We start from the raw sequence: 17844 nt of genomic DNA, 5'->3' as shown, positions 1-17844 counted from the left end.
CGCTTCAGGGCGATGGGATCTCTGCCGTGACCATGCCTCGGTCACAATTTGTTGCCAGCAACCGCAATCTGGCTGAAGCCCACTCTGACACCCGATCCGCGGATATGTCAATCGATATCGATAACGTTTTCGACAACGCGGCTATCATGAGGCCATGAATCGCCGGACAACGATCAATGACGTCGCTCTCGCCGCCGGAGTGTCGGTGGCGACGGTGTCGAAGGCGATCAACGGGCGCTACGGGGTCTCCCCCGAGACGCTCGCACGCGTCATGAGTGTCGTCGCCGAACTCGGGTACGAGAGCTCACTGGTCGCGACGTCCATGCGCCGGCGGAGCACGCACGTGATCGGCGTGCTCGTCGCCGAGTTCGAACCCTTCGCGCTCCAGCTGCTCCGCGGCGTCTCGGATGCCCTCGACAACACGGACTACGACGTCCTCGCCTACGCGGGAAGCGTCTCGGCGGGGGAACACGCGGGGTGGGAGCGGCGCTCGTTGTCGAAGCTCGGCGGCACGCTCATCGACGGCGCGATCCTCGTCACCCCCACCTCGACCGCGACCCACGCATCCGTGCCGACTGTGGCCGTCGACCCGCATGTGGGGGGCCATGAGGCCGCGACCGTGAGTGTCGCGAACGTCGACGGGGCGAGGGCGGCCACCGCCCACCTGTTGTCACTCGGGCACCGTCGCGTGGCCCACCTCCGCGGACGCACGGACCTCGAATCGGCGCGCGAGCGCGAGCAGGGGTACCGCGACGCGCTCGATGCCGCCGGCATCCCGTTCGATCCGTCACTCGTCGCCGAGGGCGGATACCGCACCGCCGATTCCACCGAGGGAGCGCACGCCATCCTCGACCTTCACGACACGCCGACCGCCGTCTTCGCCGCCAACGACCTCTCCGCCATCGAGATGATCCGCGTGGCGACGGAGCGGGGTCTGCGCGTGCCCGCCGACCTCTCGGTCGTCGGCTTCGACGACATCCTGGATGCCGCCTCGCACACCCCCCAGCTGACGACCGTGCGTCAGCCGCTGCCGGAGATGGGCACGGCGGCGGTGCGGATGCTGCTGGACATCCTGCACGGCGACGACCCGGATCCCGTGCGGATGCCGACCACGCTGATCGTCCGCGAGTCCACCGCACCGCCGCGCCGGTGATCGACCGCGATTGCGGACCGGCGAGGAGTGATATATGTTGTGCATCACAACTTATATTCGGTCACCGCCTGCAGAGGAGCAGCCATGCCCACCCCCACCCGTGAAGACAAGTTCTCGTTCGGCCTCTGGACCGTCGGGTACAACGGCACCGACCCGTTCGGCGGCCCGACCCGTCCCGCCCTCGACGTCGTGCACGCCGTGGAGAAGCTCGCGGAACTCGGCGCCTACGGCCTGACGTTCCACGACGACGACCTGTTCGCGTTCGGCTCCTCCGACGCCGAACGCCAGACCCAGATCGACCGCCTCAAGGGCGCGCTCGACGACACCGGTCTGGTCATCCCGATGGTCACGACGAACCTGTTCAGCGCCCCCGTCTTCAAGGACGGCGGCTTCACCTCCAACGACCGCGACGTGCGTCGCTACGCGCTGCGTAAGGTCTTCCGTCAGCTCGACCTCGGTGCCGAGCTCGGCGCGAAGACCTTCGTGATGTGGGGCGGCCGCGAGGGCGCGGAGTACGACACCGCCAAGGACGTGCGCCAGGCGCTGGAGCGCTACCGCGAGGCCGTCAACCTCCTCGGGGACTACGTCACCGACAAGGGTTACGACATCCGCTTCGCCATCGAGCCCAAGCCCAACGAGCCGCGCGGCGACATCCTCCTTCCGACGCTCGGTCACGCGATCGCGTTCATCGACTCCCTCGAGCGCTCCGAGCTCTTCGGCGTCAACCCCGAGGTCGGCCACGAGCAGATGGCCGGGCTGAACTTCACGGCGGGCATCGCGCAGGCGCTGTACCACGGCAAGCTCTTCCACATCGACCTCAACGGTCAGCGCGGCATCAAGTACGACCAGGACCTCGTGTTCGGGCACGGCGACCTGCACAACGCCTTCTCGCTCGTCGACCTGCTCGAGAACGGCGGCCCCGGTGGCGTTCCCGCCTACGACGGCCCGCGTCACTTCGACTACAAGCCCAGCCGCACCGAGGACGAGAAGGGCGTGTGGGAGTCCGCTGCGGCGAACATGCGCACCTACCTGCTCCTCAAGGAGCGGGCCGCGGCCTTCCGCGCCGACCCCGAGGTCCAGGAAGCGCTGGCTGCAGCCAAGGTCGACGAGCTGTCGACCCCGACGCTGAACCCCGGCGAGTCGTACGACGACTTCCTCGCCGACCGCAGCGCCTTCGAGGACTTCGACGCCGACGCCTACCTGGGCGGCAAGGGCTTCGGGTTCGTCCGCCTGCAGCAGCTCGCCACCGAGCACCTGCTCGGCGCTCGCTGATCGATGCCGCTCGTTCTCGGGGTCGACAGCTCGACCCAGTCCTGCAAGGTCGTCGTGGTGGACACCGCGACGGGCGCCGTCGTGCGCACAGGGCGCGCATCGCACCCTGACGGCACGTCCGTCGACCCCGAGGCGTGGTGGGATGCCCTCCGCGCGGCGATCGCCGAGGCGGGCGGCCTCGACGACATCGCCGCGTGGAGCATCGGCGGACAGCAGCACGGCATGGTCGCGCTGGACGCCGACGGCCGGGTCATCCGCGACGCCCTGCTGTGGAACGACACCCGCTCGGCGGGTGCCGCGGCGGAGCTCATCGCCGAGTTCGGCGCCGAGCAGCTCTCCGCGCGCACCGGGCTCGTTCCGGTGGCCTCGTTCACGATCACGAAGCTCCGCTGGTTGCGGGATGCCGAGCCGGACAACGCCGCGCGCGTCGCCGCGGTCGCACTCCCCCACGACTGGCTGACGTGGCGCCTGCGCGGGTTCGGGCCGGACAACCCCGTCCTCGAGGAGCTCGTCACGGACCGCTCCGACGCCTCCGGCACCGGGTACTGGAATCCGAACGACGGCGAGTACGATCGCGAGCTCCTCGAGGCCGCACTGGGTCACGATGCGATCCTTCCGCGCGTGCTCGGCCCGCACGAGAGTGTGGCGGATGCCGACGGTCGTCGCGTGGGCGCCGGGGCAGGCGACAACGCCGGTGCCGCGCTCGGCCTCGACGCCGGCCCCGGCGACGCGATCGTCTCGATCGGCACGTCGGGCACGGTGTTCGCGGTGAGCACGACGCCCGTGATCGATCCCTCCGGCACCGTGGCGGGCTTCGCCGACGCTGCGGGCAACTTCCTCCCGCTCGTCGCGACGCTGAATGCCGCCCGCGTCCTCGGCGTGACGGCCGCACTGCTCGGCGTGACGCTCGATGAGCTGAGCGATCTCGCACTGCAGGCGGATCCGGGGGCCGACGGGCTCACGCTCGTCCCCTACTTCGAGGGAGAGCGCACCCCCAACCTTCCGGATGCGACGGCGGAGCTCACCGGCATGACGCTGTCGTCTACGACCCGCCCGAACCTCGCCAGGGCCGCCGTCGAGGGGATGCTCAGAGGGCTCGGTGCCGGCATGGATGCCCTGCGGGCTCTGGATGTGCCGCTCGAGCGGGCCCTGCTCATCGGTGGCGGCGCGCAGTCCGAAGCCGTCCAACGTATCGCCCCGCTCGTACTCGGCCTTCCCGTCGAGGTTCCGGAACCGGCGGAGTACGTCGCGCTCGGGGCTGCCCGGCAGGCCTCCCGACTGGACTGACGCCATCCGCCGCGCGCCATCGGAGCGCGCGGCGGATGGGCAGGTCTTCCCCGTGTCGCAGGTGGCGGAAACATAGGATCTGCGGTCAGACTGATCGCATGACCTTCGCAGCCCTTCAGCCCCTCGCCGACCGCGCCGCTCTCTTCGCGGCCCTCCGCCAGGACGCGCTCACCGCCGCCGTCGACGGACTGGGCGAGCACCGGTGGGACGCCGACCTGGCCGCAGGGACGCTGACGTTCAGCTCGACGGCGAACCCGGCCGACACGATGGTCACCCGGCCGCATCTCATCGCCACGATCGCCCCGGGTCCTCGGTCCCTGCTGTGGGCGTGGGCACACCCCCAGGGCGACCCGCAGGGGGTGGCGGCCCAGCTGCGCGAGTACGGCTCGCAGTACGGTCTCGAGGAGCTGACGCAGTCCGAGGTCCCCTTCCCCGAGGACACCGGAGCGGACCTTGACGCCTGGATCGCCGGCGCGGCGCACCAGATCGGCGCCATCGCCGTCGAGATCACCGGACGATCGCCGTACTACTCCGCCCCGATCGGCGGTGGCACGCGCGCGGTCTTCCTGCTCGATGCTCCTGTTCCACCGACGACCGTCGCCGAGGCGGTCACCAAGGCCCCGCGCATCCTGTCGGGCCTCGACCTCAGTGACGCACGGTCCGCCGTGTGGGACGCCGCCCGCCTCGCCGGCTGGAACATGGAATGGACCGACGCCGACTTCACCGGCGCGACGGTGTCCGACGCCTCGGGCTCCGCGACGTTCCAGTTCGACGACCAGGCGAGGATCATCGGCATCGGAAGCAGCCTGGGCTCATGAAGGGCCTGCTCGTCCGCGCTGCCGCGCTCTACGTCTTCAACGTCGCCGTCCTGCTGCTGATCGGACTGCTCATGCGCAGCGTCAGCGTCGGCTGGCACGCACTGTGGGCGGCCGTCGTGCTCACACTCGCCACGCTCGCACTGAAGCCGCTGCTGCTGAAGGGCTTCCGCAGTGCAGCCGCGAAATCCGCCGGCACGCGCTCGAGGCTCGGCGAGAAGCTCGTGCAGTACGCGCTCGTGTTCGTCGTCGAGCTGATCGTGTGGGTGCTGACCGTGCTGCTCAGCAGCGTCGGCGTGAGCGGCTGGTTCTGGGGGTACATCCTCCCCCCGCTGTACCTGCTGCTCGCATGGGTGATCTACGACCAGATCGACGACCGCCTCGAAGCGAAGACCGGCGAGGTGATCGGATCGTTGTCGTCGAGGATCACGCGGAGGGACGCGGCGGCATCCGCTCAGCCCTCCTCGACACCGTCGCCTGAGACGCCCGCGACGAGGATCGGACGGGACGAGCTCGACGACGGGCTGACGCCCGAACAGCGCCGGATGCTCGACGAGCTGTGATCAGCGCGCTGCGGCGAGGCGCTCCGCGGCCTCGACGACGTTCGTCATGAGCAGCGCGACGGTCATCGGCCCCACGCCTCCCGGGTTCGGGGACAGGTAGCCCGCGACCTCGGCGACATCGGGGTGCACGTCGCCGAACACCTTGCTCTTGCCCGTCTCCGGGTCGTCCTCGCGGGTGACGCCGACGTCGAGCACGGCGGCGCCGGGCTTGACGTCCTCGGCGCGGATGAGGTGCTTGACGCCCGCGGCGGCGACGATCACGTCGGCCTCGCGGAGGTACTTCGGCATGTCCACGGTCCCCGTGTGGGTGAGGGTGACGGTCGCGTTGAGGTCACGGCGCGTCAACAGCAGTCCGATCGAACGCCCGATGGTGACCCCTCGTCCGACGACGACGACGTGCTTGCCCTTCAGGTCGTAGCCGTTGCGCAGCAGCAGCTCGATGACGCCGCGGGGCGTGCAGGGCAGCGGCGTGTGGATCGGGGCGTTGACGTTGAGCACGAGACGCCCGAGGTTCGTGGGGTGGAGGCCATCGGCGTCCTTGGCCGGGTCGATGCGCTCGAGAACCCGGTCGGTGTCGATGTGCTTCGGCAGCGGCAGCTGGACGATGTACCCGTGGCAGTCCGGGTCGGCGTTGAGCTCGTCGATCAGTGCGTCGACCTCCTCCTGCGTGGCATCCGCCGGGAGCTCGCGCTGGATGGAGTTCATGCCGATCGCCTCTGACTGGCGGTGCTTCATGCCCACGTACAGCTGCGATGCGGGGTCGGCGCCGACGAGCACCGTGGCGATGCCGGGGACGATGCCCTGAGCGCGCAGCGCCGCGACGCGCTCGGTGAGTTCACTCTTGATCGCCGCTGCTGCGGCCTTACCGTCCAGTACCTGCGCGGTCATGTCGGGGTCCTTTCGTCGAGAAACCAGTCCCTGCGCGAGAAACCACGTGCGGCGTGGTGTGTCACACCGAACATGGTTTCTCGCGCGGGATGCCGCTTACTGCTGCAGGTCGGGGTACAGCGGGAATGCGCCGGCGAGGGCGTCGACGCGGGCCTTGAGCGCCTCGACGTCGGCACCGGGCAGAAGCGCAAGGGCGATGATGTCGGCGACCTCGGTGAACTCGGCGTCACCGAAGCCCCGCGTGGCGAGCGCCGCGGTGCCGATGCGGAGTCCGGAGGTGACCATCGGCGGACGAGGGTCGTTGGGAACCGCGTTGCGGTTGACCGTGATGTGGATGTCGTGCAGCAGGTCCTCCGCCTGCTTGCCGTCGATCGCCGCGTCGCGCAGATCGACAAGAACGAGGTGCACATCGGTGCCGCCGGAGCGCACGGCGATGCCGGCGTCCTTCACGTCCTGCTGGGTGAGGCGGTCTGCGAGGATGCTCGCGCCGCTGAGCGTGCGCTGCTGGCGCTCCTTGAACTCCGGGGTGCCTGCGAGCTTGAACGCCGTGGCCTTCGCCGCGATGACGTGCATGAGCGGACCGCCCTGCTGGCCCGGGAAGACCGCGGAGTTGATCTTCTTCGCGACGTCGGGGTCGTTGGAGAGGATGAAGCCCGAGCGGGGGCCGCCGATCGTCTTGTGCACCGTCGAGGAGACGACGTGCGCGTGCGGGACCGGGTTCGGGTGAAGGCCTGCGGCGACGAGTCCGGCGAAGTGCGCCATGTCGACCCACAGGTACGCCCCGACCTCGTCGGCGATCTCGCGGAACTTCGCGAAGTCCAGCTGACGCGGGTACGCGGACCAGCCGGCGACGATCACCTTGGGCTTGTGCTCGAGGGCGAGCCGACGCACCTCGTCCATGTCGACGAGCGAGGTCTCCGGGTCGACGCCGTACGCGACGATGTCATACAGCCGACCGGAGAAGTTGATCTTCATGCCGTGGGTGAGGTGACCGCCGTGGTCGAGCGAGAGCCCGAGCAGCGTGTCGCCGGGGCGGGCGATGGCGTGCATGACGGCGGCGTTGGCCGTGGCACCGGAGTGCGGCTGGACGTTGGCGAACTCGGCGCCGAAGAGCGCCTTGACGCGCTCGATCGCGAGCGACTCGGCGACGTCGACCTCTTCGCAGCCGCCGTAGTAGCGGCGTCCGGGGTAGCCCTCGGCGTACTTGTTGGTGAGCACGGAGCCCTGCGACTGCAGCACCGAGACCGGCACGAAGTTCTCGGATGCGATCATCTCGAGGAACGTGCGCTGGCGGTTGAGCTCGCGGTCCAGGACCTCGGCGATCTCCGGGTCGACCTCGGAGAGCGGTGCGTTGAAGTACGGATCGGTCATGTCGTCCTCTTTCGTTGCGGAATGGATGTCACCAGTGGATGTCATCGGCCCAGGCGCGCGGTCGAAATTCCGTAACGGTCGCTCCCCGGTGGTGACCCACCCAGACGCCAGTCGCGACCCTTAGAGCATAGCGGAACCCCTCGCCGGTCGCGGTGGAACGATCTGACACGGTCCGACGGTGCAGGGTAGGTTTTGTTCATGGTCTTGCCGCTTGTGCCCCAGCCTGCTTCCGTCACCGAGTCTCCGGGGGTGCTGGCCCTGACCGGGACGACGCGCATCGTCGTGGAGAACGAGGCGGATGCCGCGGCATCCGTCCTCGCCGACATGCTGGCCGACCGCACCGGGCTGCGTCCGTCCGTGGTCGCGGGCAACGCGGAACCCGGCGACATCGTCGTACGCCGGACCGCCCGCCAGGGCGAGGACTACACCCTCCGCGTCGGGGACACCGTCCGGATCGAGGGCGCAGAGGCCGGTCTCTTCTACGGCATCCAGACCCTGCGTCAGCTGCTCGTCGAGGACGACGGCTGGACCGTGCCCGCCGTCGAGATCGCCGACGCCCCTCGCTACTCGTACCGCGGCGTCATGGTGGACGCCGCTCGCACGTTCCTCCCCGTCGACACTGTCAAGGCCGTGATCGACCGGGCGTCCTCGCTGAAGTTCAACCGGCTCCACCTCCACCTGACCGACGACCAGGGCTGGCGGCTGCACATCGACAGTCGTCCGTTGCTGACCGAGCGCGGGGCGACGACGGCGGTCTTCGGACGCCCCGGCGGCTTCTACACGAAGGACGACTTCCGCGAGATCGTCCGCTATGCCGCGGCGCACCGCATGACGGTCGTCCCCGAGATCGATCTGCCCGGCCACACGCACGCGATCGGACTCGCATACCCCGAACTCGTGGAGGCGCCGGTCATGAACGACGGTCTGCTCGCGCAGGCCGAGTCCCTCGGGCAGGACCTCCCGGTCGCCGGTGAGCCCTACACCGGTTGGGGCGTCGGGCACTCCTCCGTGAAGATCCGTGACGAGGCGACGTGGGAGTTCGTGCGCGACGTGCTCACCGGGGTCGCCGAGCTCACTCCCGGGCCGTACCTGCACGTCGGCGGTGATGAGTGCCTGGGAACGCCGCAGGACGAGTTCGACGCCTTCATCGAGCGCGTCACCGCCCTCACCATCGAGCTCGGCAAGACGCCGATCACCTGGCACGAGGCCGGATCGGCGCAGGTCGCCGAGGGAACGATCGGCCAGTACTGGGGCAGCACCGCCCCCGCCGGCACCCACGCGGACGAGGCACGGCGGTTCGCCGAACGGGGTGGATCCGTCATCATGTCGCCGTCGAACACCGCCTATCTCGACCAGAAGTACGACGCAGACTTCCCGCTCGGACTGGCATGGGCGGCGCTGATCGATCTGGAGACCGCCTACACGTGGGAGCCGGAGGACATCGTCGACGGGCTGCCCGTCGAGGCGATCGCCGGCGTCGAATCCCCGCTCTGGTCCGAGACGATCGAGACCCTCGAGGACATCGATCAGCTCCTCTTCCCCCGCCTCGCCGCCATCGCCGAAGTGGCGTGGTCTCCTCGCGGCCGCGACTGGGATGCCTTCCGCACCCGGGTCGGATCACTCGGCGGGATCTGGGATGCCGCGGGCTGGGGTGGCCACCGCCCGGCCGAGATCGATTGGAGCGCACGATGACCAGCCGGCTGATCCACTCCGCACACCTCATCACCGACGGGGAGCAGACCCCGGATGCCTGGGTCCGGTTCGAGGACGGGCTGGTCGCCTCGACCGGTTCCGGTTCCGACTGGCCTGAGGCGGACGAGGTCATCGACGCGACGGAGCTCGCCGGCACCGGCGCGATCCTCGTGCCCGGTTTCATCGACATCCACGGCCACGGCGGCGCGGGAGCATCCTTCGATGACGGCGCGGACGCGATCCGCACCGCGCGGGCGATGCACAGGGAGCACGGCACCACACGCGCCGTCGTCTCGCTCGTCACCGCACCGGTCGACGATCTCGTCCGCCGGGTCGCCGAGATCGCCGACCTCACCGAGAGCGAACACGACATCCTCGGTTCCCACCTGGAAGGGCCGTTCCTCGACCCGGGACACCACGGCGCGCACGAACCCTCGTTGCTCCGGGATCCCGTTGCCGACGACGTCCGGCGGCTGCTCGAGGCCGGACGCGGAACCGTCCGGCAGGTGACCATCGCGCCGGAGCTCCCCGGTGGGCTTGAGGCCATCCGTCTGATCGTCGCCTCCGGCGCCGCTGCGGCTGTCGGGCACACCGATGCCGATGCCGCGATGGCGACCGCCGCCTTCGATGCGGGGGCGTCGATCCTCACTCACGCGTTCAACGCGATGCCGGGGATCCACCATCGCGCGCCGGGCCCCGTGCTCGCGGCCGCTGCCGACCACCGCGTGGTGCTGGAGGGGATCGCCGACAACGTGCATCTGGATCCCGCTGTCATCCGTCTCCTGTTCACCTCGGCGCCAGGACGGGTCGCCCTCGTGACCGACGCCATGGCGGCCGCGGGGAGCGCCGACGGAAGTTACGACCTCGGCGCGGTGAAGGTGACCGTCGAGAACGGCATCGCACGTACCGTCGACACCGGCTCCATCGCAGGGTCGACTCTCACCCAGGACGTCGCGCTCGTACGCGCGGTGCAGGCGGGCGTCCCGATCGCGGAGGCCGTACGAGCGCTCACCGCCACCCCTGCGGCCGCGATCGGTCTGGGCGGCCGGTTGGGCACGTTGACGACCGGCGCTCTCGGCGATGCGGTCCTTCTGGACGCCGACCTCCAGGTGAGGTGGGTGCAGACCGGAGCACGGGTGCACTGATCCGCCGCATCGGAGACGTGGGGCCGCCGTCCCCAGCGGCGGCCCACTCCCCCTCCGTGAATGAGAGCGGGTGGGCTCGGCCTCTCCTCCCCCGAGGAACCCGAGCCCAGCCCGACCAGCGCGATTTCCCCCCGCCGGCACGGGAAGAATCCGCCCCCCGGTGAACTCTTCCCGCTGTCTCTGACTGATGAGACGACGCTCGGGCCGGTTCATTACGCGATTCGCCGAAAACTTCTGAGAGTCCCCTCGATGTCCGTGAAGAACCCGCTGCGAGTTGTCCACAGGGCTGGCCTCCCTGAGAGTTTCGAGGAAGAATGGCTCGGGCGCGTGACGAACGACCCGTCTACGCGTCTCTTCATGTGAGGCATACGAAACGCCCCACGAACGATGGATGACTGTGCAGAACCACGAATCTCACGAGACAGGGACGGCGGCCGACGCCGACCTGATCCTCCGCACCCGCTCGGGTGACGGCGACGCATTCGGCGAACTGTGGCGACGCCACTATCCGTCCGGCATCGCCGTGGCGCGCTCCATCACCTCGAGCATCGACCCGGATGATCTCGTCCAGGAGTCGTACACCCGCATCTATCAGGCGATCCTCAAGGGCGGGGGCCCGAACGGCTCCTTCCGCGCCTACCTGTTCACGAGCATCCGCAACACCGCGGCGGCGTGGGGCAGATCCCGTCGCGAGACCGCGATGGACGAACTCGAGACCGTCCCCGCCCCGGATTCGACCGAGCAGGCCGCGAACGACGTGCTTGACCGAGGGCTGACCGCCCAGGCGTTCCGGAGTCTGCCGACGCGCTGGCAGGAAGTGCTCTGGTACACCGAGATCGAGCAGATGAAGCCGTCCGAAGTCGCGCCGCTGCTCGGCATGAAGGCCGGCGCGGTGTCGCAGCTGGCCTTCCGTGCCCGTGAGGGACTGCGCGAGGGCTGGATCCAGGCACATCTGCGGAGCACGGCCGCTGACTCCGAGTGCCATTGGACGATCGAACACCTCGGCGCGTACTCGCGCGGCAATCTCAGCACCCGCGATCGCAAGCGGGTCGACGCGCATCTCGATGGCTGTGCCCGCTGCCTCATCGTCGCCGGCGAGGCGAACGACGTCTCCAGTCGGCTCGCGCTCGTCCTGCTCCCGCTCGTGCTCGGAGTGTCCGGCGCCGCCGGCTACACGGCGCTCCTGCAGAGCGGCGAGGTACCGGCGATCGCGATCGCGGCCATGCCGTCAGACGTCATCGCCGGTGGCGTCGTCGTCGGCGCCGCCCCCGCGTCGGGGCTTCCTGTCGGCACGGACGGCGGATCGGCCGCCAGCGGTTCGGCAGGCGCCGTAAGCGCACCCGGCGGCGCGATCACCGGCATCGGTGCTCTCGTCGGAGCAGGATCCGCGGCTCTTGTCGTCGCCGGCGTCGTCGCAGCGGCGACGATCGTTCCCGGCCTCATCGATGCGAGCCCCGTGACCTCGCTTCCCAGCGCCGGTGACAGCGACAGTTCTGCGATCTCCTCCGAGGTGTCGCCGGACAGCACGATCGAATCCGACGAGAAGCTCCTGCTCGAGGTCGCGGATGACGCTCCTGACAAGAAGGACGCCGTCGAACCGACGCCAGATCCCGCGCCACCCGTCGAAGAAGAGGACGCGCCGCTGTCGTCGTCCTCAACGGATTCCTCGACGAACGACACACCAGCCGGTGAGGGCAGCGACCACACCGGCCCGTCCGAGCCACCGGTCGCGCCACCGGTGACGCCCACGGACCCGGCGGATCCCACCGACCCGACCGACCCGACCGACCCAACCGACCCGACGGAACCGACCGATCCCACGGACCCGACGGATCCGACCGACCCGACGGATCCGACCGACCCGACGGATCCGACCGACCCGACGGATCCCACGGACCCGACTGATCCCACGGACCCGGCGGGACCGACGGAGCCGGTCACGGTCCTGGGCAGTTCACTCTGTATGAATACGGCGCTCGAGACGGTGGTGTCCGTCCAGTTACAGGGAGTCGCAGACGCTCAGGTACAGCCGCGCATCGGGCCGAGCACAAGCGGGACGAGGTCGGCGCTCCTCAACGACGACGGACAGGGCACCGCCACGCTGAAACCGACGCTGTGGCAGATCCTCCGCAATGCGTCGGTCGACTTCGACTACGTCGACATCGGAGCCGGTCTCACCGCCTCGACGACGCTCCGCGAGCTCGGTGTGACGGTACAGGCCATCCCCTTCGCACCCGCCTGCGACACGCAGACCACGGCATCGGCGGAGGAGCAGACCCCCGCCGCGAGGACGACAGAAGCACCTGCGTCCCCGGATGCGCCGGTTGAGCCCGCGACGGTCGCCGAGCCTGCTCCCGACGAATCAGCCGCCCAGGAGCCCGCACCGGCCGAGCCGGCGGCAGCGGAACCGGCGCCCGTCGCGCCCGCAACGACAGAGCAGGCCGAGCCCGCAACGACAGAGCCGCCCGCAGAGGCCGAGACCCCGGCCACCGAGTCCACTCCTGAGCAAACGGATGCCGAGGGCGCCACGGCAGAGGACTCCGCACCCGCCGAATAGACTGGGAGCATGTCCGAAGCCCCTGACACCGTCCCCGGTGTGAACCGCCCGAACATCACCCCGCTCGACATCATCAGGGCCGTCGTCCTCGTCGCCGCGCTGGCGTCGCTGGTGCTGTGGGGATTCGCGATGTGGGAGTTCCCGTGGAACCTCGTGCTGGGTATCGGCACGCCCCTGGTCGTCCTGGTCGCCTGGGCGCTGTTCCTCTCGCCGCGACCCGTGCTGCGACTGCATCCCTTCATCCGCGCCATCGTCGAACTCGTCATCTACGCGGGTGTGACTCTGGCGTGGTGGTCGATGGATCAGGCATGGGCGGGCATCGCCTTCGCCGTCGTCGCGGTGGCCGCTGGCCTGTTCGCCGGGCGGCGAGATCTGAAATGACCGTCGTCGCGGCCCTGCAGGAGGCGCTCGGCGACATCATCGATGTCACCGAGGAGTCACTCGAGGCCGCACGAGCCGATCGCTCAGGCCACCGGTCGGCCGGACGCCCTCTTGCCGTCGTGCACGCCCGCACGACGGCCGACGTGCAGCGGACGATGCGGATCGCGACTGAGACGCGCACCCCCGTGGTCGTGCGGGGCGCAGGGACAGGGCTGGCCGGCGCAGCCAACGCAGGACCGGGCGAGATCGTCCTGTCGACGGCGAGGATGGACGGCATCCTCGAGATCCGCCGCGACGACCTCATCGCCGTCGTCGAACCCGGCATCCTCAACGCCGATCTGAACGCGCGTCTCGCCGAAGAAGACGTGTGGTGGGCGCCCGATCCGGCCAGCCGCGACATCTCCACGGTCGGCGGGAACATCGCCACCGGCGCCGGCGGCCTGCTCTGCGCCAAGTACGGGGTCGTCCGCGATGCCGTCCTCGGCGTCGACATCGTCCTCGCCGACGGCCGCCTGCTCCACCTCGGCCACCGCAGTGTGAAGGGGGTGACAGGGCTGGACCTCACCTCACTCGTGATCGGCTCTGAGGGCACCCTCGGCGTGGTCGTCGGGGCGACCCTGAAGCTGCGACGTCTCGTCCGTGGCGAGACGTGCACGCTCACCGCGTTGTTCCCCTCCGTCCGGGCGGCAGCGGCGGGCTCCGCGGCGGTGACCGCCTCCGGCGTGCAGCCGGCGATCATGGAACTGATGGATGCCACGAGCCTCGCGTCCGTGCACCGTCATCTCGGCCTCCCCGCTCCGCTCCTTGGTGCATCGCAGCTCACGATCCGGACCGACGGCCCTGCAGCGGCCGCCGAGGCCGAGTCCATCGCGCAGACCCTGCAGGCCGCAGGTGGCGAGGTCGCCCTCACGCGCGATGCCGCCGAGGGCGAGCGGCTCCTCGCGATCCGTCGCAGCATGCACGCGGCGATGGCGACGCTGGGCACCACCCTCATCGAGGACGTCTCGGTGCCGCGGAGCGCGCTACCGGAGATGTTCGACGAGATCACCCGGATCGAAGCACGCTACGGGCTGACGATCCCGACGGTGGCCCACGCCGGGGACGGCAATCTGCACCCCAACTTCATCTTCGAGGGCCCTGAGGTGCCAGAACGGGTCTGGGCCGCCGCCGACGACCTCTTCCGTGCGGCGATCCGGCTCGGTGGAACGCTCACCGGAGAACATGGGATCGGGATGCTGAAGAGCCGCTGGCTGGCGGAGGAGCTGGGAGACGACCAGTGGGAGTTGCAGCGTCAGATCGTTCGGGTGTTCGACCCGCTCGGCATCCTCAACCCGGGGAAGGTGTTCGACCGTGCCTGACATCCATGTGAGCGCCGCAGTGATCACGGATGACGCCGATCGTGTGCTCGTCGTCCGCAAACAGGGCACCACCGCGTTCATGCAGCCAGGTGGAAAGCCGGAGCCCGCGGAGAGCCCGGCGCAGACGCTCGCCCGCGAACTGGACGAGGAGCTCGGTCTCCTCGTCGACGTCGAGGACCTTACTCCCCTCGGCCGGTTCGAGTCAGCGGCGGCGAACGAGCCCGGCCACCGGGTCATCGCCGACGCGTTCGCGCTCCGGATCGACGCGGATGCCGTCACCGTGCAGGCCGAGCTCGCCGAGTTGCGCTGGATCACCCCGAAGGAGATCGGCGCGCTCGAGCTCGCGCCGCTGAGCCTCGAGCACCTGCTGCCGATCGCGTGGCCGGGCCTCGTTCGCCCGAGCGCACCCGCCTGACCCGCCGCTCGATCAGAGGCCCTGCCAGGCCGGCTTGTTGTCGAAGGTGTACCGGTAGTAGTCGGCCAGCTGCAGCTGGGATGCCGCTGCCTCGTCCACGACGACGGTCACGTGCTCGTGGAGCTGGATCGCGGAACCGGGGAGCATGGCGCTGACCGGACCTTCCACGGCCTGGGCGACGGCCTGGGCCTTGCCCTCTCCGAAGGCGAGCAGCACGAGGTGGCGCGCGCGGAGGATGGTCCCGAGGCCCTGCGTGATGCAGTGCATCGGCACGTCGTCGATCGAATCGAAGAAGCGGGCGTTGTCCTTGCGGGTCTGCTCGGTGAGGGTCTTCACCCTGGTGCGCGACGCGAACGAGGAGCCCGGTTCGTTGAAGCCGATGTGACCGTCGGTGCCGATGCCGAGGATCTGCAGGTCCACGCCGCCCGCGGCCTCGATCGCGGCCTCGTAGTCGTCGCCGGCGTGCTCGATGCCGTCTGTCGCGCCATTCGGGGTCCGGATCAGCGCAGGGTCGAGTCCGAGCGGCTCGACGACCTCACGGGTGATGACGGACCGGTAGCTCTCCGGGTGGGCGGGGTCGATGCCGACGTACTCGTCCAGTGCGAATCCGCGCACCTGCGACACGTCGGTGCCGGCGAGCCGCGAGTGCAGGGCTTCGTACACCGGAAGGGGTGTCGATCCGGTGGCCAGTCCCAGCACGGCATCCGGGCGGTGCTGGATCAGGCGCACGATCTCTGCGGCGACAAGAGCCCCTGCAGCGGCGGGGTTCTCGACGATGACGACTTCAGCCATGGACGGCGGTCTCCTTCTCGGGGGTGAGTGCTCCGACCAGTGCGGCGCCCAGGGCGGCCACCGGCGAACCGGACGGGAGCAGTTCGATTCTTTCATCGAGGTGCAGCGACCGCAGGAAGGGCGATCCGGCGGCGTCCGCGATGAGGGCGTTGCGGATGCCTTCGCCGAGACGTTCGCCGAGGGCGGTGAGACCGCCTCCGATGACGACCGTCTCCACGTCGGCGCTGAGGACGAGCACTCGGACTGCAGCGGCGGCGCCGCGGGCGAGGTCCGCGCGGAGCAGGAGCGCTTCGGTGTCTCCCGCCTCCGCTGCGTCGAAGATGTCACGGACGGGCAGCGCGCCCGGTCGACCCCACGCGCGGGCCAGCGCTCCGCCGCCGCACAGGGTCTCGATGCAGCCGCGCTGGCCGCAACTGCACATGCGTCCAGCCGGGTCCACCGAGATGTGGCCGACCTCGCCGGCCGTCCCGCGCGCGCCGCGCCAGAGCACGCCGTCCATCACGATGCCGGCCGCGACACCGGTGCCGAGGTTCAGGTACGCCATCGATGACCGGGGGGCGGTGCCGCGGATCGCGGCGGCCCCCAGTGCGGCGGCGTTCACGTCGTTGTCGACGGCGACGGGGATGTCGATCTTCGCGCGGACCGCCTCGGCGAGGTCGAGGGATTCGACTCCGAGGTTCACGGCGTGCAGGACCCGCCCGTGGGCGGCGTCGACGAGGCCGGGGATCCCGACGCCGACGCTGCGCACCTCGCGCAGGTCGAAACCGGCCTCCGCCTGCAGCTCTCGCACACTGTCGACGACGCCGGAGATCACGGCGGCGTCCCCGTGGCCGGTTGCGCGGCGGATGCGACCGATGATCTCATCGCCGTCGGTGACGGCGACGGCATCCGTCTTGGTCCCCCCGACGTCGAGTCCGATGCGGATCGGTCTGTCGGCGTCCGAGGTCTGCGCTGCGGTCGGCATCACGAGACCCCCAACTGTCCGGAGAGCACCATCACCGCGGTCCCGCGCAGCACGATGTCGTCCTGGCGGGTGAGGCGGATCACGACGTCGTCGAAGACACCCTCGAGTGTGCGCGCGCGCAGCGTGTCGGTCGCGGAGTCGATGAACACGCCGCCGAGCAGGTCGGCGGGCCCGGACAGGACGACCTCCGACAGATCGAGCGCGGTGACGATCGGGGCGACGGCGATCGCCATCCGTGCGCCGGCGTCGCGCAGGATCGCCTCGCGCTGCGCGGGACGGGCGTCGATCTCCTCGCGCAGACGCGCGACGCTGAGCCAGGCTTCGAGACAGCCGTCGCGTCCGCAGACGCAGCGCGGACCGCCGTCCGTGCCGACGACGACGTGGCCGATCTCGCCCGCGGCGAAACGGCTCCCGACGAGCGGCTGACTGCCGGAGATGAGACCGGCGCCGACACCGAAGCCGATCTTGATGAGGACGAAGTCCGAGCGCGCCTCGCCGAACGTGTACTCGGCGAGCACCGCGGCGTTGGCGTCGTTGCGGACGAGGACCGGCAGGTCGAGGTCCCGCCCGAGCTGCGTCTCCAGGGGAAGATCCGTCCAGCCGAGGTTCGGGGAGCTCAGTACGACACCGTCCGTGCGGACGACACCGGGCGTTCCGACCCCGACACCCAGGAGCGTCGCGGTCGCGGCGCCGACGAGTTCGCGGCTGAGGGTCTGCACGGCGGCGTAGGCGGCATCCGCGTCCGACGGGGCGGGGCGGGCGACCTCGCGCCTCTCGATGACGTCTCCGTCGAGGCTGAGGACGGCGCCGCGGAACACCTCGGCGTCGGAGAGGTCCAGCCCGATGATCTGGTGCCCCGTGCGGTCGATGTCGATGAGGATCGGGGGCTTCCCCGGTCCGACCGTCTCGCGGACGCCCAACTCGACGACGATGCCGTCGGCGATGAACTCCGCCACGAGGTCCGAGATCGTCACGCGGGTGAGCCCGGTCTCCCTCGACAGGTCGGCGCGGCTCATCGAGCCGGAGTGGTAGAGCGTCTGCAGGACGAGAGCCCTGTTGTGTCCGCGGGCGTGCTCGGGAAGCACCTTGGCGCGCGAGCGGAGGTGACGGGCCGGCCCGAAGGCGTGCGGGGGCGAGCTGACGTGTCCGGCGGGGGTCACCCGCCGCGGCTCATCCGGTTCGGACATGTTT

The 17844-nt window shown here is 69.9% G+C and carries 16 protein-coding genes and 1 riboswitch; of the genes, 11 read left to right on the top strand and 5 right to left on the bottom strand.

Going from position 1 to position 17844, the window contains the following annotated elements; all coding sequences use genetic code 11:
* Positions 1-154: 154 nt before the first annotated feature.
* The 5 genes from HD600_RS10190 (at position 155) to HD600_RS10170 (ending at position 5090) form a co-directional block, all read left to right on the top strand.
* On the top strand, positions 155-1153 hold the full coding sequence (locus HD600_RS10190) for a LacI family DNA-binding transcriptional regulator (RefSeq protein WP_184283445.1): 999 nt from the start codon (positions 155-157) through the stop codon (positions 1151-1153).
* An 84-nt stretch (positions 1154-1237) separates the two neighbouring features.
* Complete coding sequence (gene xylA / locus HD600_RS10185; RefSeq protein WP_144795836.1) at positions 1238-2425, top strand: xylose isomerase; 1188 nt, start codon at positions 1238-1240, stop codon at positions 2423-2425.
* Positions 2426-2428: 3 nt separating this feature from the next.
* Complete coding sequence (gene xylB, locus HD600_RS10180) at positions 2429-3712, top strand: xylulokinase (protein ID WP_184283443.1); 1284 nt, start codon at positions 2429-2431, stop codon at positions 3710-3712.
* 98 nt (positions 3713-3810) lie between these two features.
* Entirely contained in the window at positions 3811-4530 is a 720-nt protein-coding gene (locus HD600_RS10175) for a DUF6882 domain-containing protein (RefSeq protein ID WP_184283441.1), read from the top strand.
* The gene (locus HD600_RS10170; RefSeq protein ID WP_184283439.1) at positions 4527-5090 is read left to right on the top strand and encodes a hypothetical protein; all 564 of its coding nucleotides are present in this window, start codon (positions 4527-4529) and stop codon (positions 5088-5090) included. Before HD600_RS10175 ends, HD600_RS10170 begins: the two co-directional genes overlap by 4 nt.
* Here HD600_RS10170 and HD600_RS10165 read toward each other — a convergent pair whose 3' ends face one another.
* Together HD600_RS10165 and glyA are read right to left on the bottom strand one after the other, a co-directional pair.
* Positions 5091-5978: a bifunctional methylenetetrahydrofolate dehydrogenase/methenyltetrahydrofolate cyclohydrolase gene (locus tag HD600_RS10165; RefSeq protein ID WP_144795840.1), complete on the bottom strand. Its 888-nt coding sequence runs from the start codon at positions 5976-5978 to the stop codon at positions 5091-5093.
* 96 nt (positions 5979-6074) lie between these two features.
* Complete coding sequence (glyA, locus tag HD600_RS10160; protein ID WP_184283437.1) at positions 6075-7349, bottom strand: serine hydroxymethyltransferase; 1275 nt, start codon at positions 7347-7349, stop codon at positions 6075-6077.
* 40 nt (positions 7350-7389) lie between these two features.
* Positions 7390-7474: riboswitch (ZMP/ZTP riboswitch) on the bottom strand.
* Positions 7475-7547: 73 nt separating this feature from the next.
* Between glyA and HD600_RS10155 the strand changes: the two genes are divergently transcribed.
* The 6 genes from HD600_RS10155 (at position 7548) to HD600_RS10130 (ending at position 14897) form a co-directional block, all read left to right on the top strand.
* Positions 7548-9041 (top strand): beta-N-acetylhexosaminidase, encoded by a 1494-nt coding sequence (locus HD600_RS10155; protein ID WP_184283435.1) that lies wholly within the window; start codon positions 7548-7550, stop codon positions 9039-9041.
* A complete protein-coding gene (gene nagA, locus HD600_RS10150; protein WP_144795843.1) occupies positions 9038-10186 on the top strand; it encodes an N-acetylglucosamine-6-phosphate deacetylase in 1149 nt (382 codons plus the stop codon). Before HD600_RS10155 ends, nagA begins: the two co-directional genes overlap by 4 nt.
* Positions 10187-10577: 391 nt before the next feature.
* Positions 10578-12743 (top strand): sigma-70 family RNA polymerase sigma factor, encoded by a 2166-nt coding sequence (locus HD600_RS10145; protein ID WP_184283433.1) that lies wholly within the window; start codon positions 10578-10580, stop codon positions 12741-12743.
* A 9-nt stretch (positions 12744-12752) separates the two neighbouring features.
* The gene (locus HD600_RS10140; RefSeq protein WP_184283430.1) at positions 12753-13124 is read left to right on the top strand and encodes a YrdB family protein; all 372 of its coding nucleotides are present in this window, start codon (positions 12753-12755) and stop codon (positions 13122-13124) included.
* Positions 13121-14482: an FAD-binding oxidoreductase gene (locus HD600_RS10135; RefSeq protein ID WP_184283428.1), complete on the top strand. Its 1362-nt coding sequence runs from the start codon at positions 13121-13123 to the stop codon at positions 14480-14482. Before HD600_RS10140 ends, HD600_RS10135 begins: the two co-directional genes overlap by 4 nt.
* Complete coding sequence (locus HD600_RS10130; protein ID WP_144795847.1) at positions 14475-14897, top strand: NUDIX hydrolase; 423 nt, start codon at positions 14475-14477, stop codon at positions 14895-14897. The genes HD600_RS10135 and HD600_RS10130 overlap by 8 nt, the downstream gene beginning before the upstream one ends.
* Positions 14898-14909: 12 nt before the next feature.
* Here HD600_RS10130 and nagB read toward each other — a convergent pair whose 3' ends face one another.
* Genes nagB through HD600_RS10115 form a run of 3 tightly spaced genes read right to left on the bottom strand, consistent with a single transcriptional unit; the run spans position 14910 to position 17840 of the window.
* Positions 14910-15689 (bottom strand): glucosamine-6-phosphate deaminase, encoded by a 780-nt coding sequence (gene nagB / locus HD600_RS10125; RefSeq protein ID WP_144795848.1) that lies wholly within the window; start codon positions 15687-15689, stop codon positions 14910-14912.
* The gene (locus tag HD600_RS10120; RefSeq protein WP_206705721.1) at positions 15682-16653 is read right to left on the bottom strand and encodes an ROK family protein; all 972 of its coding nucleotides are present in this window, start codon (positions 16651-16653) and stop codon (positions 15682-15684) included. The genes nagB and HD600_RS10120 overlap by 8 nt, the downstream gene beginning before the upstream one ends.
* Complete coding sequence (locus HD600_RS10115) at positions 16653-17840, bottom strand: ROK family transcriptional regulator (protein ID WP_184283426.1); 1188 nt, start codon at positions 17838-17840, stop codon at positions 16653-16655. The genes HD600_RS10120 and HD600_RS10115 overlap by 1 nt, the downstream gene beginning before the upstream one ends.
* Positions 17841-17844 lie beyond the last annotated feature (4 nt).

The sequence above is a fragment of the Microbacterium ginsengiterrae genome (assembly GCF_014205075.1).
Classification (GTDB): domain Bacteria; phylum Actinomycetota; class Actinomycetes; order Actinomycetales; family Microbacteriaceae; genus Microbacterium; species Microbacterium ginsengiterrae.
This window is presented reverse-complemented; position numbering and strand designations above follow the sequence as displayed.